Source organism: Hyalangium sp. (assembly GCF_045802625.1).
Lineage (GTDB): Bacteria > Myxococcota > Myxococcia > Myxococcales > Myxococcaceae > Hyalangium.
In genome coordinates this window covers 14,232-34,429 of sequence record NZ_JBJMQP010000114.1, presented here as the reverse complement: position 1 = coordinate 34,429, position 20,198 = coordinate 14,232, and the positions used below count along the sequence as shown (strand labels likewise).

At 70.6% G+C, this 20,198-nt stretch carries 14 protein-coding genes; 13 read left to right on the top strand and 1 reads right to left on the bottom strand.

The genetic code is table 11. The features are described 5' to 3' along the window. The first annotated feature begins 1 nt into the window (after position 1). From ACJ8AT_RS21240 to ACJ8AT_RS21215, 6 genes are all read left to right on the top strand, one after another. On the top strand, positions 2-2,854 hold the full coding sequence (locus ACJ8AT_RS21240) for a tetratricopeptide repeat protein (protein WP_407739611.1): 2,853 nt from the start codon (positions 2-4) through the stop codon (positions 2,852-2,854). Position 2,855: 1 nt separating this feature from the next. Continuing rightward, positions 2,856-4,115 (top strand): phosphoribosylamine--glycine ligase, encoded by a 1,260-nt coding sequence (gene purD, locus ACJ8AT_RS21235; RefSeq protein ID WP_407739610.1) that lies wholly within the window; start codon positions 2,856-2,858, stop codon positions 4,113-4,115. Continuing rightward, positions 4,112-5,224 carry an LptF/LptG family permease gene (locus ACJ8AT_RS21230; protein ID WP_407739609.1) on the top strand — a complete coding sequence of 371 codons (1,113 nt, stop codon included), beginning with the start codon at positions 4,112-4,114 and terminating at the stop codon, positions 5,222-5,224. The genes purD and ACJ8AT_RS21230 overlap by 4 nt, the downstream gene beginning before the upstream one ends. Next, positions 5,221-6,345, top strand: a complete 1,125-nt coding sequence (locus ACJ8AT_RS21225) for an LptF/LptG family permease (RefSeq protein WP_407739608.1) — start codon at positions 5,221-5,223, stop codon at positions 6,343-6,345. Before ACJ8AT_RS21230 ends, ACJ8AT_RS21225 begins: the two co-directional genes overlap by 4 nt. Before the next feature lie 72 nt (positions 6,346-6,417). After that, on the top strand, positions 6,418-7,002 hold the full coding sequence (locus ACJ8AT_RS21220; RefSeq protein WP_407739607.1) for a hypothetical protein: 585 nt from the start codon (positions 6,418-6,420) through the stop codon (positions 7,000-7,002). 90 nt (positions 7,003-7,092) lie between these two features. After that, a complete protein-coding gene (locus ACJ8AT_RS21215) occupies positions 7,093-8,352 on the top strand; it encodes an O-antigen ligase family protein (protein ID WP_407739606.1) in 1,260 nt (419 codons plus the stop codon). 7 nt (positions 8,353-8,359) lie between these two features. Here the strand turns inward: ACJ8AT_RS21215 and ACJ8AT_RS21210 are convergent, their stop codons facing one another. Further along, the gene (locus tag ACJ8AT_RS21210; protein ID WP_407739647.1) at positions 8,360-9,427 is read right to left on the bottom strand and encodes a glycosyltransferase family 4 protein; all 1,068 of its coding nucleotides are present in this window, start codon (positions 9,425-9,427) and stop codon (positions 8,360-8,362) included. Positions 9,428-9,567: 140 nt separating this feature from the next. Here ACJ8AT_RS21210 and ACJ8AT_RS21205 point away from each other — a divergent pair, with 140 nt between their 5' ends. The 7 genes from ACJ8AT_RS21205 (at position 9,568) to ACJ8AT_RS21175 (ending at position 20,142) form a co-directional block, all read left to right on the top strand. Continuing rightward, entirely contained in the window at positions 9,568-10,701 is a 1,134-nt protein-coding gene (locus ACJ8AT_RS21205; RefSeq protein ID WP_407739605.1) for a glycosyltransferase, read from the top strand. 44 nt (positions 10,702-10,745) lie between these two features. Next, positions 10,746-11,936: an adenylate/guanylate cyclase domain-containing protein gene (locus tag ACJ8AT_RS21200; protein WP_407739604.1), complete on the top strand. Its 1,191-nt coding sequence runs from the start codon at positions 10,746-10,748 to the stop codon at positions 11,934-11,936. A gap of 40 nt (positions 11,937-11,976) precedes the next feature. Next, positions 11,977-12,627 (top strand): 2OG-Fe(II) oxygenase, encoded by a 651-nt coding sequence (locus ACJ8AT_RS21195; RefSeq protein WP_407739603.1) that lies wholly within the window; start codon positions 11,977-11,979, stop codon positions 12,625-12,627. Then, complete coding sequence (locus tag ACJ8AT_RS21190; protein WP_407739602.1) at positions 12,624-13,292, top strand: SRPBCC domain-containing protein; 669 nt, start codon at positions 12,624-12,626, stop codon at positions 13,290-13,292. The genes ACJ8AT_RS21195 and ACJ8AT_RS21190 overlap by 4 nt, the downstream gene beginning before the upstream one ends. Positions 13,293-13,371: 79 nt before the next feature. Further along, positions 13,372-14,004: a hypothetical protein gene (locus ACJ8AT_RS21185; RefSeq protein ID WP_407739601.1), complete on the top strand. Its 633-nt coding sequence runs from the start codon at positions 13,372-13,374 to the stop codon at positions 14,002-14,004. A gap of 254 nt (positions 14,005-14,258) precedes the next feature. Next, on the top strand, positions 14,259-15,653 hold the full coding sequence (locus ACJ8AT_RS21180; RefSeq protein WP_407739600.1) for an undecaprenyl-phosphate glucose phosphotransferase: 1,395 nt from the start codon (positions 14,259-14,261) through the stop codon (positions 15,651-15,653). 181 nt (positions 15,654-15,834) lie between these two features. Next, positions 15,835-20,142 carry a hypothetical protein gene (locus tag ACJ8AT_RS21175; RefSeq protein WP_407739599.1) on the top strand — a complete coding sequence of 1,436 codons (4,308 nt, stop codon included), beginning with the start codon at positions 15,835-15,837 and terminating at the stop codon, positions 20,140-20,142. The last annotated feature ends 56 nt before the right edge of the window (positions 20,143-20,198 follow it).

Genomic DNA, 20,198 nt, shown 5'->3' with positions numbered 1-20,198 from the left:
CATGCGGATCGTCTGCCAAAAATGTGCGGCTGCCTACGCGATTGATGATCGGCTGATCTCGCCGAAGGGGGTTCGTGCGCAATGCCCCCGATGTCGGCACCTCCAGCTCGTCAAGCGTGACGCCGCGTCCCCCGCGCCTGAAGCCGCCGCGCCCTCCGCGCCCCCGCCTCAGCTCGCGCAGCCCGCGGCCATGCCGCGCCCCATGCCATCCACCAGCCCGGCCGCTGGTAACTCCGCCGTCGCGGTGGATCTCTTCAACGAGTTCGGCAACGCGCCGGACGAGTCCCCGGCGCCGGATCCGTTGTTCGATGGCCTCGTGGCGCCCGCGCCTGCACCGGCTCCCGCGCCCACGCGTCCGCCTGCGCCCGCCCCCGCGCGTGCGGCCGCGCCCATGCCCGCGCGTCCCGCCGCCCAGCCTCCGCAGCCTCAGGGTGGCAACAGCGGCGATCCGTTGCTCGACTTCCTCGGGCCACCGCCGTCGGCACCGCCTCCTCCCGTGGCGCCCTCTCCGCGCCGGATGACGGGACCCTCCGTGCCCGCTGCCGCGCCTCAGGGGATGCCTCCGCAGGCCGCCAGGCCCCAGGCGCCTGCGGCCGCTCCCGCTCCCGTGCCCGCCACCGTCGGCTGCCGCGAGTGCAAGAAGCCGTTCACCGATCCCTTCGATCAGGCGATCGGCACCTGCGAAGACTGCCGGCAGAAGCAGGATCGCTCGCAGGCGGCCACCGCCGTCACCAGCAGCGCTCCGGCTCCCGCGTCTTCCTTCGAGCTGCCTCCGCTCGAGGCCATCGACGTGTCAGGTGTGACGTCCCAGGCTCCGGCGTTGGCGCTCGAGCCTCGCAGTGGAGCCCGCTCTTCTCCGCCGCGGCCCTATGTCGCGCAGTCCTCGCAGCCCCTGGTGATGCGCGGTGAGGGCTCGGGGGGCATGGGCAAGGTGCTCCTGGTGCTGCTGCTCGTGGTCGGCGCGGGCGGTGGTGCCGGGTACTACTTCGTGGTGATGAGGCCCAAGGTCGCCACGCCTGTGAAGACCGTGCAGGCTCCCGCGCCGGCGCCCATTCCCCCAGCCATCCAAGCCGTGCTGTCCCGCTGGGAGCTGCGCTACCTGGACCTCAGCGGTAGCAGCATGGATCGCCTGGATGCGGGCTCGAAGCTGCTCGCCAAGGATCAGCGGTCCGCCTATGCGGAGGCGGAGGAGTTCTTCCAGCAGGCGCTGCTGCTCGATCCCAGCAGTGACGCGTCCATCGCTGGCTACGTCCAGGCCGTGGCGCTCGGGCGCGGCACCAGCATCGACAAGGCCACCTTCGATGAGGCGCTCTCGCTCATCGAGGCCGCCGAGGAGCGTGCGGGCCGCACGGCGCTGATGTTGCTCGCGCATGCCAACCTGCTGCTGTGCCGCCCCAACGAGGTACCCCTGGTCGAGCAGTCCCGTCAGCTCGCGGAGGAGGCCCTGAACAAGGGCACGGATCTGGACAAGGCCGAGGCACACCTGGTGCTCGGCCGGGCCTATCTCAAGACGTCCATGGGGCTGGCCAACCAGCACTTCGATGAGGCGCTCGTGCTGTCTCCCACGCTCCAGCGCGTGCAGTACCACCGCGCGCTGGCCGAGGAGGCAACCGGGGCCTACTCGCTCGCGCTCGAGGCGCTGAAGGGGCGTCTGCAGAAGGACCCCGAGCACTGGGACAGCCTGGCCACCATGGCGCGCATCTATCTGGAGGTGGGTGAAGTCGAAGAGGCGCGCAAGCTCTACGAGGCGCGCGCCAAGGCCCAGCCGAATGACGTGCGCGTGCTGCTGGCCCTGGCCGTGCTGCGCTACCAGGTGGACGGCAACGCGGCGGGAGCGGCCAAGGAGCTGCGGGCGATCCTCAAGAACCGGCAGCGGTACTCGGAGCGAGAGGTCGCCGAGGTGCTGGTCCACCTCGCCGCCGCCGAGCGCATGGCCGGCAACGTGGACGCGGGCGTCAAGGCGGCCGAGGAGGCCGCGGGGGTGGTGAAGGATCTGCCAGCGGCGCACCTGCAGCTCTTCCTCGCGGCGATGGGGCGTGGGGATGTGGCGAAGGCGGCGCCCCACCTGCCCGCCATCCAGGGCAAGCTCGAGGACACCGCGCTGGAGAAGGTGCTCGAGGGGCGGCTGCGGCTGGCCGAGAAGAAGCCCACCGAGGCGCTGGAGCTCTTCCATGACGCCTTCAAGCTCGACCCGCGCCGCGAGGATGCGATCCTGCTGGCGGGCATCGCCGCCGCGCAGGCGGGCCACCGGGACGATGCGTTCCGGATGTTCTTCCAGGCCCTTCAGTCCGATCCCTTGCGGCTCACCCCGAAGCCCGTGTCGACAGTGTACTTCCTGCGCCCGGGCGAGACGCTGGCGGGCATGGCCGGCTCCATCGAGGCCCTGTCGACCGGCAAGGATGACGTGGGCGCCTCGCTCTATGAGGGGCTGCTGCTCGTCCACATCGGCGATCGGGCTGGCGCGGAGCGGCTGTTCAAGGGCGTGCTCGAGCTGGATCCCAACAACGCGGGGGCGGCGGCCTATCTGTCGCTGCTGGCGCTGCAACGGGGAGATGGGAACAAGGCGCGCACCTTCGCCGCCCGGGCGGTGACGACGGGCCGGCAGATGCCCATCGCGCATGTGGCCAACGGGCTGGCGCTGGCGGAGGCCAAGCAGGTGGAGCCCGCCAAGCGCTCCCTGCGCGAGGCACTCTCGCTGGCGCCGGGTATGCTGTCGGCCGAGGTGAAGCTGGACGAGCTGGACCTGGCCGCGCACCCGGTCGAGGCTCGGGAGCGGCTGGTGAAGGTGGCGGGGCTGGATCCCACGTATCTGCCCGCCAAGCGGCTGCTCTTCATGACGGATCAGCGGAGGTGATGTGCGGGTTCTTCTCCTCGGCTCCGGGGGCCGCGAGCACGCGCTCGCATGGAAGCTGGCGCAGAGCCCGAAGCTGTCGGCGCTGCTGTGCGGCCCAGGCAATCCGGGCACCGCGAGGCTGGGGAGAAACATCCCGCTGAAGGCGGAGGCGCCGGACGCGGTGGCGGCGCTGGCGCGTCAGGAGAAGGTGGATCTGGTGGTGGTGGGGCCCGAGGCCCCGCTGGTGGCGGGCGTGGCGGATGCGCTCGCGGCGGCGGGGATCCCCTGCTTCGGGCCGGTGGCGGCGGCCGCGCGGCTGGAGGGCTCCAAGGCCTTCGCCAAGGAGATCATGGCCGAGGCCGGCGTGCCCACGGCGGACTTCCAGGTCTTCACCGAGGTGGCGGCGGCGGAGGCCTACGCCGTGTCGCGCGGGAAGATCGTCGTCAAGGCGGACGGCCTGGCCGCGGGCAAGGGTGTCATCGTCGCGCCGGATGCGGAGGCGGCTCGGGCGGCGGTTCGCGCGGTGGGCGCCATGGGCGCGGCGGGTCAGCAGATGGTGCTGGAGGAGCTGCTGGAGGGCGAGGAGGTCTCCGTCATCGCGCTGTGCGACGGCGAGCGGTACGTGCTGCTACCGCCCGCGCAGGACCACAAGCGCGTGGGAGATGGAGACACGGGCCCGAACACCGGCGGCATGGGCGCGTACTGCCCGGTGCCGTTCCTCTCGCCCGAGGCGCTGGCCCAGGTGGGTGAGCGCGTCATCGCTCCGGTGCTGGAGGTGATGCGCCGGCGGGGCACTCCGTTCCAGGGCGCGCTCTACGCGGGGCTGATGCTGACCCGGAGCGGACCCAAGGTGCTCGAGTTCAACGCGCGCCTGGGAGACCCGGAGACGCAGGTGCTGATGCTCCAACTCGGGGAGGATCTGCTGCCGTTGCTGGACGCGTGCGCGCGGGGCCGGCTGGAGCAGCGGGCGCTGGCGCTGGCGCCGGGAGCCTCGGTGGGCGTGGTGCTGGCGGCGGGGGGCTATCCGGACACGCCCCGGCGAGGCCAGCGGATTGAGGGGCTCGAGGCCGTGCCCACGGGCGCCACGGTCTTCATGGCGGGCGTGGAGCAGAAGGACGGGGCGCTCGTCACCGCGGGAGGCCGCGTGCTGACGGTGTGCGCGCGAGGCAAGGATCTGGCGCAGGCGCGGGAGCAGGCCTACGCCGCCATCTCGGGTATCCGCTTCGAGGGCATGCACTTCCGCCGCGACATTGGCGCGCGAGGGCTGCGCGCCGCGCCGTGAAGCTGCTCGCGCGCTACCTGCTGAAGGAGCTGATCGTCCCCCTGGTGGTGTGGGTGGCGTTCCTGTTCCTGCTGCTCTTCGTGATGCAGTTCCTGCGGGGCACGGACGTGCTGCTCGGCTCGGCGGTGACGCTCGGGGACATCGGGCGGCTCATCCTCTACCTGTCGCCGCACTTCCTGGTGATGGCGCTGCCCATCGCGTTCCTGCTGGCCATCCTGCTCGGGCTGGGGCGGCTGAACGAGGACCGGGAGCTCACGGCGCTCCAGGCGCTGGGGATCAGCCCCGCGCAGCTGTTGGCCGGGCCGCTGGCCATCGGCGCGCTGCTGGGCGGGCTCATGCTGCTGCTGTCGTTCACCGGCGAGCCCTGGGGCCTGACGGCCGTGAGGGATCTGGTCAACGACGTCATCAAGAAGAACGTGGCCGGAGACGTGAAGTCCGGCGTCTTCTACGAGGACCTGAGCGATCTGACGCTCTACGCGGAGCGGGTGTCCCGGCAGGGCGAGCAGTGGACCCACGTGCTGCTGCATGACGATCGCGAGCCCTCCTCGCCGCTGCTGGTGCTGGCCCAGACGGGGCGGGTGAACACCAATGGGGGCGAAGAGGCGCTGCGGCTGGAGCTGAAGGATGGCGAGGTGCACCGCGCCAACCGCACCACCACGGACTACAGCCTGCTGCGCTTCGAGCAGGGGGAGATCTCCGTGGGGCTGGGAGGCTCGCTCAACCGCAAGAACCGGTTCCGCTCGCCGAAGGAGGAGATGACGCCAGGCGAGCTGCTCCAGGTGGCCGAGGAGGCGGAGAAGAGCGGTGGGGATCCGCGGCCGTTCCTCATGTCGCTCCACAGCCGGCTGGGGAACGCGGTGGCGCCGCTGTCCTTCGCCCTGCTGGGGACGCCGCTCGCGCTGGGGCGGCGGCAGTCGGGCCGGGCGTGGGGCTACCTGCTGACGCTGAGCGGGTACGTGCTCTTCTATCTGCTGAGCCGCGGGTTCGAGAACCTGGGCAACCAGGGCAAGCTGCCCGTGCTGCTGGCGGGACAGCTCGCCAACGTCATCTTCATCGCGCTGGGCGTGTTCGCGATGTGGCGAGTGAGCCGCTCGGGGACGGTGCGGTGAGGAAGACGCTCTTCTTCTACGTGATGCGCACGTATGTGCGCTCCGTGGTGGGCATCCTCGCCGCGGTGCTGACGGTGTTCCTGGTGGTGGACTTCGTGGACCGGGCCCGCGCCTATACGGGCGAGGGCTGGGCCTGGGACGTGCTCCGGCTGTACGCCAACAAGGCGCTGGTGGCCACGCAGCAGCTGGGGCCGGCGGCGCTGTTGCTCGCGGGGGGGGCGACGGTCTCCACGTTCCGCAAGCGCGGCGAGGTGACGGCCCTGCGCGCGCTCACCTTCGGTCCCAGCTCGCTCTACATGCCCATTGGCCTGTGCGCGCTGGCGGTGTGTCTGGGGCTCATTGCCTTCGATGAGCTGGTGGTGGTGAAGGCCAGCCGGCGGGTGGATGAGATCACCTCGCAGCGCTTCAGCCGGGGAGGCGACTGGCGCCTCTATTACACGCCCAAGCAGTGGTTCCGGCGGGGCGAGCACGTCTTCTTCCTCCGCGCCGGCAGCGCCGAGGAGGGGTTCCGGGATGTGGCCATCCTGACGATCACCCCCGAGTTCCGGCTCTCGCGCCGGCTGGACGCGGAGGCCATGTATCCCGGGGCGGGGACTCGGTGGCGGCTCACCGGCGTGGTGGAGCGCACGTTCTCACCGGATGGGCGCACCGAGGTGCGGAGCCTGCCCGAGGCCGAGTACGAGCTCGGCGTGCCGGTGAGCTCGTTCCGCATCCGCCCGGGCCGCCCCGAGCAGATGCGCTCGGCGGAGCTGCGCGAGCAGATTGTCGCGCGTGCCGAGGTAGGGCTGGCCTCGCGCCAATACGAGCTGGCCCTGCACAACCGCTTCGCCTATCCGGTGGCGGGCTTTCCCGCGGCGCTGCTGGCCGTGGGCCTGGCGCTGCGGCCCAACCGCCGAGGCCACCTGACGGCGGCCATCGTGGAGGGGCTGCTCATCACCATGGCCATGTGGGGGTTGATGGTGGTGTGCCGGACGCTGGTGATGACGGAGCGGCTGGAGCCCTTCGTGGCGGCCTGGTTGCCGGCGCTCGTGCTGAGCGTGGCGGCGGCGATGCTCTGGCTGCGGCGCGAGGGGCTCCTCCAACTGCCTCGGCGCCGGGGGCTGGCGAGCCCCGCCCGGTAGCCCCGGGATTACAGTGGGGGTAAAGTGGGCGTCAGTACGCAACTGTAGGTGAGGACTTTCGATAATCCTGGCATGACTATCTCTCGCGCCCAGGCCTCCCACTTCCGCTCCCTCGAGAAGACGCTGGAGAAGTACTCCCCGGCTCCGTCCCAGGATGGGTTCCAGCCCTCGGCGAAGTCGCACCACAAGCCGAAGCCGCAGCCCCAGCCGGGTCCCACGCCGCAGCCGGGGCCGACGCCGTCTCCGAATGGCCACCTGCCGGGGCCCAACCCGGGCGTGGTGCTGCCGAAGCTGCCGGGCCGCCCCAAGGGCGTGACGGAGATCGAGGCGGTCGTCACGATCGACAAGTACGAGGGCACGATCAACGGCAAGAACGGCACGCACGAGATCGCGCTGGGCCACATCACCCTGGTCAACGCGGTGGGCGACAAGAAGGCGCTCGACACGATGCAGGTGGAGCTGGCCATGAACGTGAAGAGCGCCAAGGACTCGCACGGCCTGCCGAAGGAGATTCCCTTCAAGCCGGGCCAGCAGATCGAAGTGGAGGGTGAGTTCATCCCCGCCAAGCAGGCCAACGACAAGGGCCGGGCCGTGCTGCACTTCACGCACTCGCCGGGCGGCTACGTCATCGGCCCCGACGGCACCAAGTACGCGTAGGGAAGTCCTGGAACGGCCTGGGGCGGTTGGTCAGAATGCAGGAGAGGTTGGCGGTGAGGTCCACGCAGGCCTCACTTGGAGACCTCATCCTTGCGCCGCGCTGTCACCATCGTCCTCGCTGTGTGGGCCGTCGGGCTCTTTCTCATGGAGGGCCTTCAGCAGGTAGGCGCTTGGGCCGCGGTGCTGCTGGCGGTGGTGCTGGCTGTCCGTAAGGAGCTGCGCCTGGAGCCGGATGTCCGCGCCTACGTGCGGGCCGTGCTGGCGCTGGGGGCGTGGCAGCTGGTTTCTCCCGCCGTGGCGCTCGTGACGGGAGCCGCGGAGCACTGGCCGCGCAGCGGGCGCTACTTCCAGATCGTCGACACGGTGTCCGGAGCCATGGTCGCGTGCATTGGCACCGTGGGAGTGCCGTGGCTGCTGCTCGGTGGGCTGGTGGCGGGCGGGTGGCTGGCGTCCTCGGCGCTCGGCCTGTTCCAGAACCGGGTGCTCTGGACCTGGGAGCCTCCGGCCTTCCTGAAGCTGAACATGGTGCGGCTGCAGGAGAACTTCGGCACGGACGAGGAGCCTCGCTATGCGGCTGGAGGCTTCCTCTTCCACCGGCTGCGCTTCTCCCATCAGGCGATCGCGGTCCTGGGGCCGGCGCTGGCGGTGCTGGCTCGGGGCAGGGTGGGGTGGCGCCGGGTGCTGGCGGGCGTGGTTGTCTGCGCGCTGCTGCTGGCGCCCTATGCGGCGTTCGCTCGGGCCGCGCTCCTCACGGGGTTCGCCGTGTGCGTGCTGGCGCTGTTGCTGCTGAGCCATGGCACGCCTCGGAAGGTGGGTTTGGGCGTGGCGGCCGTGCTGGCGGTGATGGTGGCGGTGACGCCGGCGTGGCGCGAGCGCATGGGCAAGGCGGCGGAGAACCTCTTCGGCGGGGAGCGGACCCTGGCGATGTCCGTGGGCTGGCGGCTGGTGCGGGCCCATCCGCTGCTGGGCGTGGGCTTCGGAAACCACAAGCCGGCGGCGCTGGCGACGCAGCCGGAGACGGGCATCACGGATCTGCTGGCCACGGACTCGCACAACCTGTGGCTGACGACGTGGGCCGAGACAGGGCTGGTGGGGCTGGTGCTGCTGGCCTCGGTCCACCTGCTGCTCGCGCGGGCGCTGGTGCGCAGGCACCGCGAGGGCTCACTCGCGGCCACGGGGGCGCTGCTCTCGTTCGGAGGGTTTCATCTCCTCTCGGTGGTGCACTACCTGCCGTTCCACACCAGCGTGCACCTGGGCTTCTGCTTCATCTGGGGCCTGGGCTTGTGCCGAGGGAGCGAGGTGTTGGGGTTGCGCCGGGACGAGGTTCCGAAGGAGCCGGGCGCGCCGTGAGCCTCCGTTACCGAGACGTCGGAGACTTCTCCAGGACCCGCCGGTAGACGGCGAGGGTGCGCCGGGCACAGTCCTCCCAGGTGTATCGGGACACTCGCTCGCGGCCCTTCTCCACCAGGCTCCGGCGAAGCAGGTCATCCCTCAGCAGGCGCAGCACGGCTTCGTTCCATGCTGGGAGATCATCGGGCGGCACCAGGATCGCCGCCTCGCCCGTAACCTCTGGGAGCGCCGACACGTTCGAGGCGATCACCGGACACCCCGCCGCCATCGCCTCCAGCGCGGGCAGCCCAAAGCCCTCGTAGCGCGAGGGCAACAGCAGCGCCTCCGCCGCGCCATAGAACAGGGGCATCTCGTCTTCCGGCAGCTCCGTCAGCTCCACGGTGGTGTCCGGGAAGCCGAGCTCCCGGGCGGCTCCCTTTCCCGCGAGCAGGACGATGGGCAGGGGCAGCTGCGGCGCGAGCTTCGCCAGCAGCCCCAGGTTCTTGTGCGCCTTGGGATTGCCGACCGCCGCGAGGTAGCGCTCGGGCAGGCGGCGCCGCTGGATGAAGTCCTTCGCCTGGGAGCGGGTGAGGGGCTGGTACTGCGCATCCACCCCCGGAGCGATGACCTGGAACCGATAGGGCGTCAGGTCCAGGTACTTCGCCAGCTCCTCGCGGGAGAACTCGGACACGGTCAGCAGCGCCGAGGCCCGCTTCGCCCGAGGGCGGACGATGAGCCGGTAGTAGAGCGTGTGGACCGGGCTGTAGTTCTCTGGCAGCGCCAGGTGGTTGGCGTCGTGGAGCGTGGCCACCAGCTTCCCGTTCCACAGCCCCGGCAGCGAGAACGAGGTGGCGTGGAAGAGGTCCGGGGAGAGCTCCAGCAGATCCATCAGCAGCGTGGGCTGCTCCTTCAAGGGCGCCAGGAAGCCCGCGCGAGCGCGGCGCAGCGGAATCGAGGGCGTCAGCGCACCCAGATCCGAGGGCAGCCCCTCGGGAGCCGTGAGCCCCAGGAAGCTCAGGTCCGGCGCGAGCGCTGGCAGCCGCCGCGCCAGCTCCAGGGCATAGCGCGCGATGCCGTGCATCCGGCCGCGGACCATGCGCAGGTCGATGAGGATCCTTGCCACGCCCCACGGAGTAGCACACGCGGCGAGGCGGTGGGGATGCTCGCGCACCCGTTTGGAGACTCCCAGGGTGGGAGCAGTGGCGCGCCCGCCCCTGAGTGCTAGAAGGGCGCCCCGTGAAGGTCGCCCTCGTCCATGACTGGCTCGTCACCCTGCGCGGTGGCGAGCGCGTCCTCGAAGCCCTCTGCGAGCTGTTTCCCGACGCGGACGTCTACACCCTCATCCACCAGCCCGGGACGATGCCGCCCGCCATCGAGAACCGGCGCATCTACACCTCGTTCCTCCAGCACATCCCCGGCATCCACACCCGGTACCGGCACTTCCTGCCGCTCTTCCCGCGCGCCATCGAGTCCTTCCACCTGGAGGGCTACGAGTTGGTGCTCTCCTCCAGTCACTGCGTGGCCAAGGGCATCCGCAAGCCGCCTGGCGCGAAGCACCTCAGCTATATCCACGCGCCCATGCGGTACATGTGGGATCTCTTCGATGACTACTTCGGGCCGGGCCGGGCCTCGTTGCCCGTGCGCACCGCCGCGCTCGCCGTCCGGCCCTGGCTCCAGCGGTGGGATCGGAGGACCGCGGCCGGCGTGGATCGCTTCCTCGCCAACAGCCGCAACATCGCCACGAAGATCCGCCGCTTCTGGGATCGCGAGGCGGGGGTCGTCCACCCGCCCGTGGATCTCGAGCGCTTCTGTGCGTCGTCGCTCGAGGGCACGGGCCGGGGTGGCTACTTCCTCTGGCTCGGCGCGTTCGCTCCGTACAAGCGGCTCGACATGGCCCTGGAGGCCTTCCGCAATCTGGACACACCGCTGTGGGTGGTGGGCTCGGGGCAGGAGGCCGCGAAGCTCACCTCCGGCCCATTGCCGCCGCACATCCGCTTTCTCGGCAACGTGTCGGACGCGGAGGTCCCCGCGCTCTACCGCGACGCCCGGGCGCTGCTCTTCACCGGCGAGGAGGACTTCGGACTGACGCCGCTGGAAGCCCAGGCCACCGGACGCCCAGTCATCGCCTACGCCAAGGGTGGAGTGCTGGAGACCGTCACCTCGCGCACCGGCCTGTTCTTCTCCGAGCAGACCCCTGCCGCGCTCGCTGCCACCGTGCGCCAGTTCGACACCTGGGAAGCCACCTTCCGTCCCGAGGAGGCCCGCGCCCAGGCCCTAGGCTTCTCCAAGGCCGTCTTCCAGCGCGGGATCATGGCGGAGGTGGAGGCACTGCTCGGTTCGCGCGCTTCCTCCGGTTCTGTCCAGCCCTGACGGCCGTATGCTCGGCGCCTGCTCATCCTCCTGGAGAACTCGCCTTGAGAACCGCAGCGCTGCCCCAGCTCCAGACGCAGATCCTGCACTTGCGGCACGTGGATGACGACGGACTGTCACTGATGACGGATCTGGTCGGGTTGTTGCGCGCTCAGGGCCTGCCCCTGTGGAGGTGCCGCTTCAACCTGATGACCAAGCACCCGGAGCTCGTGTGGCACACCGTGCAGTGGATCGGGGATGAGGGCCAGGGCGCCACGCTGATCGATCGCAGCCGCGTCGCCCAGGATGCGCCGATCTTCACGCGCAGCCCCGTACCGCTGCTGCTCAAAGGCTCGCCACCCATCCGGGTGCGGCTGGACCGGGAGGACTCGCCGTTTCCGATCTGCCAGGAGCTCAAGGCCCAGGGGGGAACGGACTACTTCATCTACGGGCTGCCGTACCTGTCGGGAGACATCGGCTACATCTCGTGGGCCACGCGGGCGCCCGGCGGCTTCTCGGACGAAGCGCTGGCGGCCTTGCTGGAGCTGGCGCCCTATCTGGCGCGGCGCATCGAGCTGGCCTCGGCCTACCACGCCACCCGGGCGCTGCTGGAGGTGTACCTGGGCCGCAATGCCGGCCAGCGCGTGGCCCAGGGCGGCTTCCAGCGCGGCGGCGGCGAGCTCATCGACGCGGCGATCTGGTTCTGCGATCTGCGCGACTTCACCTCGCTCTCCGAGCAGACCCCGCCGCAAGCCATGGTGAAGACCCTGGACGAGTACTTCGACCATGTGGCCGGAGCGGTGATGGCGCGCGGAGGGGAAGTCCTCAAGTTCATCGGTGACGCCATCCTGGCCATCTTCCCGCTGGCCGGGGATGCGCAGCGCGCCTGCCAGAGCGCATTGATGGCAGCGGAGGAGGCCCTGGCCGCGTTGCAGCGGCTGAACGAGGAGCGCCGCGCCCGAGGCGAGGTGCCGCTCGCCATCGGCGTGGCCCTGCACGTGGGGCAGGTGATGTACGGCAACATTGGCGCACGCAGCCGGTTGGATTTCACGGTCATCTCCTCGGCCGTGAACGAGGCGTGCCGCCTCGAAGCGCTGTGCAAGCCGCTCCAGGTGCCGCTGACCCTGAGCGAGGCGTTCGTGCAGCTCGTTCGACCGGAGACGGCGGTGGAGCTGGGCCAGCACGCGCTCAAAGGGGTCCGGGCTCCCATCCGGGTGTTCACCCTGCAAGGGCATCTCCCCTCGAGTTCGACGTGACGTGCTCGGAGAGCTGAGGTCGGCGGGGTAGAATCCTCGCATGCGCTTTCAGCTTCCCTGGGGCGGGGCCTTCCGCCTCCAGAACTTCGTCCGCCGCACCCCCGACGCCTTGCCGCCCGAGACGGTCGAGTCCATTCGCGCGGCGATCCTGAACTCGCCGCTGCTGGGCGAGACCAACCTGATGGAGCGGTTCGCGGGCACCTACGGCTTCTCGATCACCTTCCGGCGCGAGGCCCTGGGACAGGTGAAGGAACGGTTCTCCGCCTTCGCTCCCTTCCTGGACGCCGCGCTCCTGCCGGACTGCAACGCGTTTCTGCTCAACCCGCTCCTGGTCCAGAACGGGACCAGCGTGGGCGCTCACATCGATCGAAGCCTGAAGTTCTATGCGGCCAGCATCGGCTGCCCGATCGCCGTGAGCGTCCTCTACGTCCAGGTGCCGCAGAGCCTCGACGGGGGAGAGCTGCGGCTGCATCACCGAGGCAAGCAGGTGGCGGCGCTGGCTCCCATGCCGGGATCGCTGGTGACGTTCCGGGGCGACATGACGCACGAGGTGGTGGCGGTCGCGGCGGGCGCCCCCGAGCTCTCATCCGCGCGCATCAGCCTGGTGGTCGAGCAGTACCGCGTGCCAGAGGCCCTGAAGGCGCAGGTGCCGCTCTTCGAGGTGCGGGCCCGGGCAGGAGCGCTGGCATGAGCGAGCTGACGGTGGACGTGTGGATACCCCAGGCGCTGGAGCAGGTCTTCACCGCCTTCGTGGACCCTTTCCAGTTGCGGCGCTGGTACGGCGCCCCGCCGGGCTGTCACCGCACCGGCGCGGACGGCGACGTGGCGCCGGGCGAGCCGTTTCGCGTGGAGCTGATCGACGCGAAGGGCGTTCCCTTCGCGCAGCTCGGGCGCATCCTCTCGGTGGAGCCCGGCGAGGGGCTCGTGCTGGAGATGGCCTGGGAGGGCGGCAACCTCGGCCGAGACACGACGCGCGCTGCCATCTCCCTCCGGCCCGTGGACAATGGCACCCGGCTGGAGGTGTGTCAGGGGCCGTTCTCAAGCCAGGAGCCGCTGGAAGCGCACCGGGCCTACTGGAAGGCCAACCTGGGGCGTCTGGCGCGCGTGGCCGCCGGAGAGGCCGTGCCGTGCTTCGAGGAGTTCTGGGAAGAGTCGCTCGGCTTTGTCGAGCCGCTCGGGGTGGCGGCCTACGCCGTGCTGGCCGGCCTGCGAGAGGCGGGAGCGCCGCCCGAGGCCATCGCGCAGCTCGAGGAGACGCTCTACGCCCACCTCACCCGGCTGCCCGAGGAGACCGCGAGGGTACTCGGGGCCGTGCTTCACGCGCGCCTGAACATGGATCCAGAAATTCAGAAATAAATGGGGCCGGGAAGAAACGCGATGCCCGGCGTACCTCCAGGCGGAAGCACTCTGCTCCCGCCTGACACGAGGAACTCCCATGAAGCGCACGACGACCGCCCTGATCCTGTTCGCGACCACCCGACTGCTGACGGCCTGTGGACCGGCCTCGGAAGAAGGGCCGCTCCCAGCCGAGAGCGAGGCTGTGGAGACCCAGACCCAGGCGCTCTACGAGTCCTGCACCGACAGCGCGGTGAGCCTCGTTCAGCCGGACGGCGCCGCGGTGACCTTCCAGTATCCGCACTGCTCCTACGCGGACAGCGCCGCCACCTCGGTGGACAGCACCTATGATCAGACGCTGTGTGCCAACAAGTTCGTGACGGAGGTCCAGGCGGTGAATGGCCTGCCCTTCACCCCCTTCGTCGAGCTGGTACCGGCCTCGGAGGTGACCACTCAGAGCGCCTGCGAGGGAGCGGCCATCACCGGCTACGCCTGGGGCCTGGCCGGCAGGGGAGGGTGGGTGTCGTTGGGCAGCGTCGTCACCAACGGCGTCTGGCACCCGGCGTCCTGTGGCAATCTGTTCTGCTTCCCCGCCTCCTGCCAGCTCCGGTTCGACATTGGCACCGGGGCCAGCGGCTACAACAAGGTGCGCGTGGCTGGCTTCGGGGCGGCGCTCGGCATCTTCAAGACCCGCGTCAAGACGGGCGTCCATGGCGGCCCTGGCCCCTGCTAGGCACCGCCGGGCACTGAGCGGGCGGCCACAGCCCTGACAGCCGTGCCAGGGGGAGCCCCGATTTTCGAGCGGGGCAAGCCCCCCATACGCCGAGCCTGCCCTCCAGGGCAGGGGCCAACCCGTTGGATTCACGGGCCTTTCCATGCTAGGAGGCTCCCGCGCCCGAGCTGTCTCGTGGAGGACACCCTCCCGGGAAAAGGTGCGAGAATTGCAACGGCGGGTCCAACCGTTCGGCCGGCCCCAGGAGTCTTGGCGTGTTCAGTCGTCTCCAGCGCTTCTACACGTCCATCAAGGTCGCCACCGACATCTTCATGCTCGCGATGGCGTTCTGCCTCGCGTACGCCACGCGCTTCATCGGCCTCATCCCCATCACGGATGGCATCCCCCCGCTGGATGAGACGCTCGTCTCGCTGGCCATGGCGCTGGTCATCTTCCCGATGACCTTCCACCAGTCCAACCTCTACACCACCAACCGCTCGCGCACGCACATCGGAGAGCTGTTCGCCGTCTTCAAGGCCTCCATCACCGCGACGCTCATCCTCGTGGCGCTCACGTACTTCACCCGCGAGCGCTACTCGCGCCTCACGCTGGCGCTGTTCCTGGGCTACGCGCTGGTGCTCGTGTCGGTGACGCGGTTGATGCTCCGGCTGGTGCTCGCCGAGGTCCGCCGCCGCGGCTTCAACCTGAAGACCATCCTCGTCATCGGCGAGGGCGAGCTCGGCCGGCGCGTCGTCGAGACGGTGAGGGAGCACCGCGAGCTGGGCTTCCGCGTGGTGGGAGTGCTCGCGCAGGATCCCGAGAAGGCGCGCCGCAAGGTGCGCGGCGCTCCGGTGATTGGCCGGGTGGAGGACGTGGAGCGGGTGCTGGACGAGCAGCCCGTGGACGAGGTCATCATCGCGCTGCCGCTCGAGCAGCAGCCCGTGGTGAAGCAGCTCATGGAGCAGCTGGCGCTGCGCACCGTGGACGTGAAGGTGGTGCCGGACCTGTACCAGTACATCACCCTCTACGGCGGCCTGGAGGAGTTCGGCGGCCTGCCCATCATCAGCCTCCAGGGCGATCCCATGGACGGCTGGAGCCGGGTGGCCAAGCGCGCCTTCGACGTCCTCTTCTCGCTGGTGGCCATCATCCTGACGGCGCCCATCATGCTGGTGACGGCGGTGATGGTGAAGCTCACCAGCCGCGGCCCCATCCTCTACCAGCAGGAGCGCATGGGGATGGACGGGCGCACCTTCCACATCCTCAAGTTCCGCACCATGCGCATCGACGCCGAGGTGACGGGCGCGAAGATGGCCAGCGCGGATGATCCCCGGCGCACGCCCATTGGCACGTTCCTGCGCAAGTACTCCATCGACGAGCTGCCCCAGTTCTTCAACGTGCTGGTGGGGGACATGAGCCTGGTGGGCCCGCGCCCCGAGCGCCCCGTGTTCATCGAGGAGTTCAAGCGGCAGATCCCTCGCTACCACCTGCGCCACAAGGTGAAGTCCGGCATCACCGGCTGGGCGCAGATCAACGGCCTGCGCGGCCAGACGTCCATCCAGAAGCGGATTGAATACGATCTCTACTACATCGAGAACTGGTCGCTCTTGATGGACGTGAAGATCCTGGTGCGCACCGCGCTCGGCGGCTTCCTGTCGAAGAACGCGTACTGAGCCGGGCCTCCTTGCGAGCCTCCGAGCGGCAGCCGGATGGCTGCACACACTCGGAGATGGCTGCCCACGTGGACCCCCCGTGAAGTGCAGTTCTTCTGGATGTTTCAATCAGGGCTGAAGCGCTTCGGGGACACACGAGTGCCGCGCATCGTGGCGGAAGCCGTCTAGAATCGGCCTCCTCATGGCGGAAAAGCTCGGTGCGATCCTGGTCCGCAAGGGCCTCATCAACGCTGGACAGCTCGACGAGGCTCTCAAGGCCCAGATGATCTACGGGGGCCGGTTGGGCACGAACCTCGTCGAGCTGGACTACCTCGATCTCGAGACGCTGGGCACGGTGCTCTCGGAGCAGAGCCGCACCCCGCAGGCGACGATCGCGGAGTTCGAGGCCGTCACCTCGGCGACGCTCGCGCTGATTCCCGGGTCGGAGGCCGAGAAGCACTTCGTGTTCCCGCTGGTGCAGGACGGGCGCAAGCTGAAGCTGGCGATGGCGAACCCCTCGGACATGGGGGCGATCGATGAGCTGTCGTTCACCACGGGCCTGCGCATCATCCCGTGCGTCGTGCCGGAGCTGAGGCTCTACCTGTACCTGGAGAAGCGCTACGGCATCGTCCGGCCCGAGCGGTACATCAAGCTGGATGGAGAGGCGACCAAGACCGGGCCAGGAGCACGGCTTCCGGGAGGCGCTCTCGCCACCACGGCCGCGGGTGCCGCGAGGCCCGCGAGCGCGCCGGCTCCCGTGGCTGCCAAGCCGGGGGGCATGTTCGGTGCGCCGGGCACGTTCCTGAGCGAGGACTCGAATGCCGGCGAGGACCTGTCGCTGGAGATGCCGGCGCTGGATCAGATCAAGGTCCCCACTTCGGCGGAGGCTCAGGAGTCCGAGCGAGATTCGATCGGTGGGCTGGAGCCCGGGCAGTACCTGAGCGCGGATGACGATGATCCGGCCCAGCCGGTGGCCGCGCCTCAGCTGAGGACTGCACCGGCGGCGGCGCCTGTTGCGCCCCAGCCTCCGGCGCCGGGAAAGCCAGCGGGCGCGCCCGCGATGCCTGCCGCGGCTCCGCCGGCCGGTGCGGCTCGGCCCGGTGGGGCCTCGTTGCCTCCTTCGGCCTGGTCCTCCATGACCGGCTCGGGAGCCCCGCAGGCTGCGGCGGGTGGGGGGCACGCCGCGCCCCCTGTGGATCCTCGAATGATGACGCCTCAGGGGACGCCGGTGCGACCGGGGATGCCTCAGCAGCCGGGCACTCCGATGGGGACGCCTGTGGGCGCGGCTCCCGCGCATCCGGCGCCGGGGGCTCATCCGGCAGGGGCGGCTCATCCCTCGGCTGGGCATCCACCGACAGGGGCCCATCCGGCTCATCCCTCCGCTGCGGCTGGACATCCTGCGATGGCTCCGCAGCAGCATGGGCAGGTCGCGGGAGGCGTTCCCGCTCCAGGGGCTCCTCAGCCCGCTCAGCCTCCGCGCCTGTCTCCCGCGACGATGCCCGGCGTGAACCCGGCGAGCCCGCCCGTAATGCACGTGGGGGCTCCGCCGCCGCGCGCCCCCGCGCCCGCGATGCCCCAGCCACCTCCTGGTGGGGCTCCGAGGCCGCAGACCCTTTATCCCGTTCCAGGGCAGCCCCTGCCGACAGGCCCCGCGCTGCAGGTGGCTCGACCGTCCACGCAGGTGCCGGTGCTGCCTCAGGCTCCGCAGATGGCGAGGCCGGCCATACCTGGAGCGCCGGCTGGAGCGCAGCCGATGCCGCCTGGCGCTCGCCCAGCGCAGATGCCGCCGGGGGCTCCACCGATGCAGGCGGGTGCGCACCCCTCGCCGATGCCGCACGGTGCTCAGCACGTGGCGCCTGGTACGACTCATGCGCCGATTCCGCCGGGGGCGCCGCATGTGGCGCCCGGTATGACCCACGCGCCGATTCCGCCGGGGGCGCCGCAGATGCCGCCGGCAGGAGCCCAGGCTCCGCAGGTTCCGCCGGGGGCTCCTCGGCCACCAGGGCCTGTCGCGTCCGCGCCTCCGTCTCCTCCCACGGGAGCGGCTCCCGGGGCTGTTCCCGGGGCGATGCCTCGGCCGCCGCAAGCGCAAGTGGGAGCCCCGCCGGGCGCGGGCATGCCTCCGAGGCCGATGACCGTTGCTCCCGTGCCCGCGCAGCCTGGGGCCGCGCCGGCACCTCCCTCGTGGCAGAGCGCCACGGGGATACCGGCCGTGGCGACTTCGCCCGGAGCCCCTGGGGCGCAGCCCGTTCCGGTTCCTCCCGGCACCCAGGCCCGGCCGGCGCCACAGCCGGGACCCGCGAGCCGGGTGGGCATTCCAGCCGCTCAGATGCCTCCCGGGGCCACCCGGCCGCCGACGACTGTTCCGCTTCCGGGCGTGGCCGCACCCGCTGGCCCTCCCGTGGCCGCGATGCCTCAGGGAGCCCCTCCGTCAGGGCCTGCCGTTCGTCCAGCGAGCCCGAGCAATTTCGCGATGCCTGCCGTGGGCGCCCAGCCGACGGCCTCCGCTCAGGGGGCTCCGATGCCTCCCGGCATGCATCCGTCCGCTCCGCCCGTGCCGGCTCAGCCTGGAGTGCCCTCGCAGGCTCAGGCGGCTCCTCCCGCGATGGGGGCGCGTCCCCCGGTTGCGGCGCCCTCAGTGCCGCAGCCCGGCCAGCGGATGACGATCCCACCCGTGCCTTCGGCTCCTGGGCAGCCTCCGGGGTTGGCTCCTCCGGGTACGGCTCCTGTGCCAGTGCCGGTGCAGCGTGCCGGATCGCTGACTCCCGCGGCGATGCCCGCGGTCCAGGAGGCTCCGCTTCCGGGGCCTGCAATGCCTCCCCAGGCGGCTCCGGTTGCAGCGCCCGCGATTCCGAGGACCGCGCCTCCTGTTCCGTCCGTTGCGGCGCCTCCTGTTCCGGCATCGCCTCCAGCTCCTCCTGCCCGGCCTGTTCCAGCGGCAGGCCCGGCTGCCGACATGGCGGCTCGCGCGGCGGCACCGGCCAGCGCTCCTGCTGCGATGAAGCCCGTGGCGCCCGTTGCCCCCGTGTCGACCAACGGCGCCGTGGAGATCTCCATGGACGAGGCCAACTCGTTGGAGGAGCTGACTCCCTCCGAGGAGCGTGGCGCGCTCGACGCCGAGGACGTGTTCGAGCCCGTGGCGGAGCTCGAGGGGATCGAGGAGACGCCTGCCTCGGCTCCTCCCGTTCCCGAGCCTTGGGATATGGCCTTGCCAGAGCCCGCGAAGGCACCGGCGAAGGACATGTCCGCGTGGCCGTCCGTCTTGGCGCTGGAGGACGCCAGCTCGCCAGCCACGCCCGTGGAAGCGCCGCTCGAGCCGGCTGAAGAGGTGGCTGAGGCGGAGCTTGCGATCGACTCGGGCGAGGCCGTCGCCGAGGAGCTCCCTGTCGCGCTGACCGAAGAGGAGCCCCTGGAAGGCTCCGAGGCGCCTGCCGTGGAGGCGGCCGCGGAAGAGCCCAAGGCGGCGCTCGAGGAAGCCCCTGCCGAAGCACCGGAGTTGTCGCTCGAGGATGTGTCCGCCGAGGCGCTGCCCGAGCCGGTGGAAGCGGTGTCCGCGGAAGCACCGGTGCTGTCGCTCGAGGATGTGTCCCCGGAAGCACCGGAGCTGCCAGCCGAGGCGGTGTCCGCCGAGGCGCCCGAGCTGCCAGCCGAGGAGGTGTCCGCGAAGGCACAGCCCGAGCCGGTGGAATCGAAGCCAGTGGAACCGGAGCCCCTGAAACCGGAGCCGGTGGAAGCGCCGATCATGCGGAGCGAGGAGGTGGTGGCGGAGGCGCAGATGGCTCGTGTCGGGGAAGTGGTCGTGGAAGCCCCGAGGCCTCCGGTGGACTTGGGCGAGCTGCCGCCCGCTCCCGAGGAGCCGATGCAGTTGGCGGCGACCTGGGAGTTCATGGGGATGGCCGAGGCGCAGGTGGGCGCTCCCTCCACGCCTTCCGATGAGCGAGCGCTGGAGCTGGACACCGCTGCTCCCGCGATGCCCGAGTACACCGGCAACCCGGAGGACGAGGTGTCGCTGGCGCCGACCTGGGACTTCGTTCCCCAATGGCAGCCTCAGCCAGTGGCCCCAAAGAGCGAGCCGCCCGCCGCGCCCGCGACTCCCGCGGTCGAGGAGCCCGCTGCCCCCGCGAGTCCTGCCGCCGTGAGCCCGGAGTCGAGCACGGACATCACGGCCACGGCCAAGTACGGAGCCTCGAACGCGCAGCCCGCCATGACCGGGAAGTACGGCACCGTGAGCCCGGAGCCCGAGCCGGCCGAGAAGACCGGCCTCTTCGGCGCCTTGAAGGAGGAGCCGGAAGCGCCGCGGGCTCCTGAGAGCTTCAACCCGACAGCGACCGCCAAGTACGGGCTCGAGAGTGCCGCGCCCGCGCCCGCGCAGCCCGGGGCAGGGGAGGAGCCGGGATGGGATCAGCTCATCCCGACGACCGACGCGCCCGCGGAGCCCGATCCCTTCACGGAGTTCGCGGCCGAGGCCGCCAAGGCCAAGCAGGGCGGAGGCACGGGCTCCCAGCAGTAGGCCGCCGCCGGGAGCTGAAAAGAAGAAGGGCCCCGGAGCCAGACTCCGGAGCCCTC

What these genes read in the sequence shown, in the direction of transcription:
- ACJ8AT_RS21185 (WP_407739601.1), top strand. Translation starts at nt 13,372, where the DNA reads ATGAAGCGCACGACGACCGCCCTGATCCTGTTCGCGACCACCCGACTG.
- ACJ8AT_RS21240 (WP_407739611.1), top strand. Translation starts at nt 2, where the DNA reads ATGCGGATCGTCTGCCAAAAATGTGCGGCTGCCTACGCGATTGATGAT.
- ACJ8AT_RS21190 (WP_407739602.1), top strand. Translation starts at nt 12,624, where the DNA reads ATGAGCGAGCTGACGGTGGACGTGTGGATACCCCAGGCGCTGGAGCAG.
- ACJ8AT_RS21220 (WP_407739607.1), top strand. Translation starts at nt 6,418, where the DNA reads ATGACTATCTCTCGCGCCCAGGCCTCCCACTTCCGCTCCCTCGAGAAG.
- ACJ8AT_RS21175 (WP_407739599.1), top strand. Translation starts at nt 15,835, where the DNA reads ATGGCGGAAAAGCTCGGTGCGATCCTGGTCCGCAAGGGCCTCATCAAC.
- ACJ8AT_RS21210 (WP_407739647.1), bottom strand. Translation starts at nt 9,427, where the DNA reads ATGGTCCGCGGCCGGATGCACGGCATCGCGCGCTATGCCCTGGAGCTG.
- ACJ8AT_RS21195 (WP_407739603.1), top strand. Translation starts at nt 11,977, where the DNA reads ATGCGCTTTCAGCTTCCCTGGGGCGGGGCCTTCCGCCTCCAGAACTTC.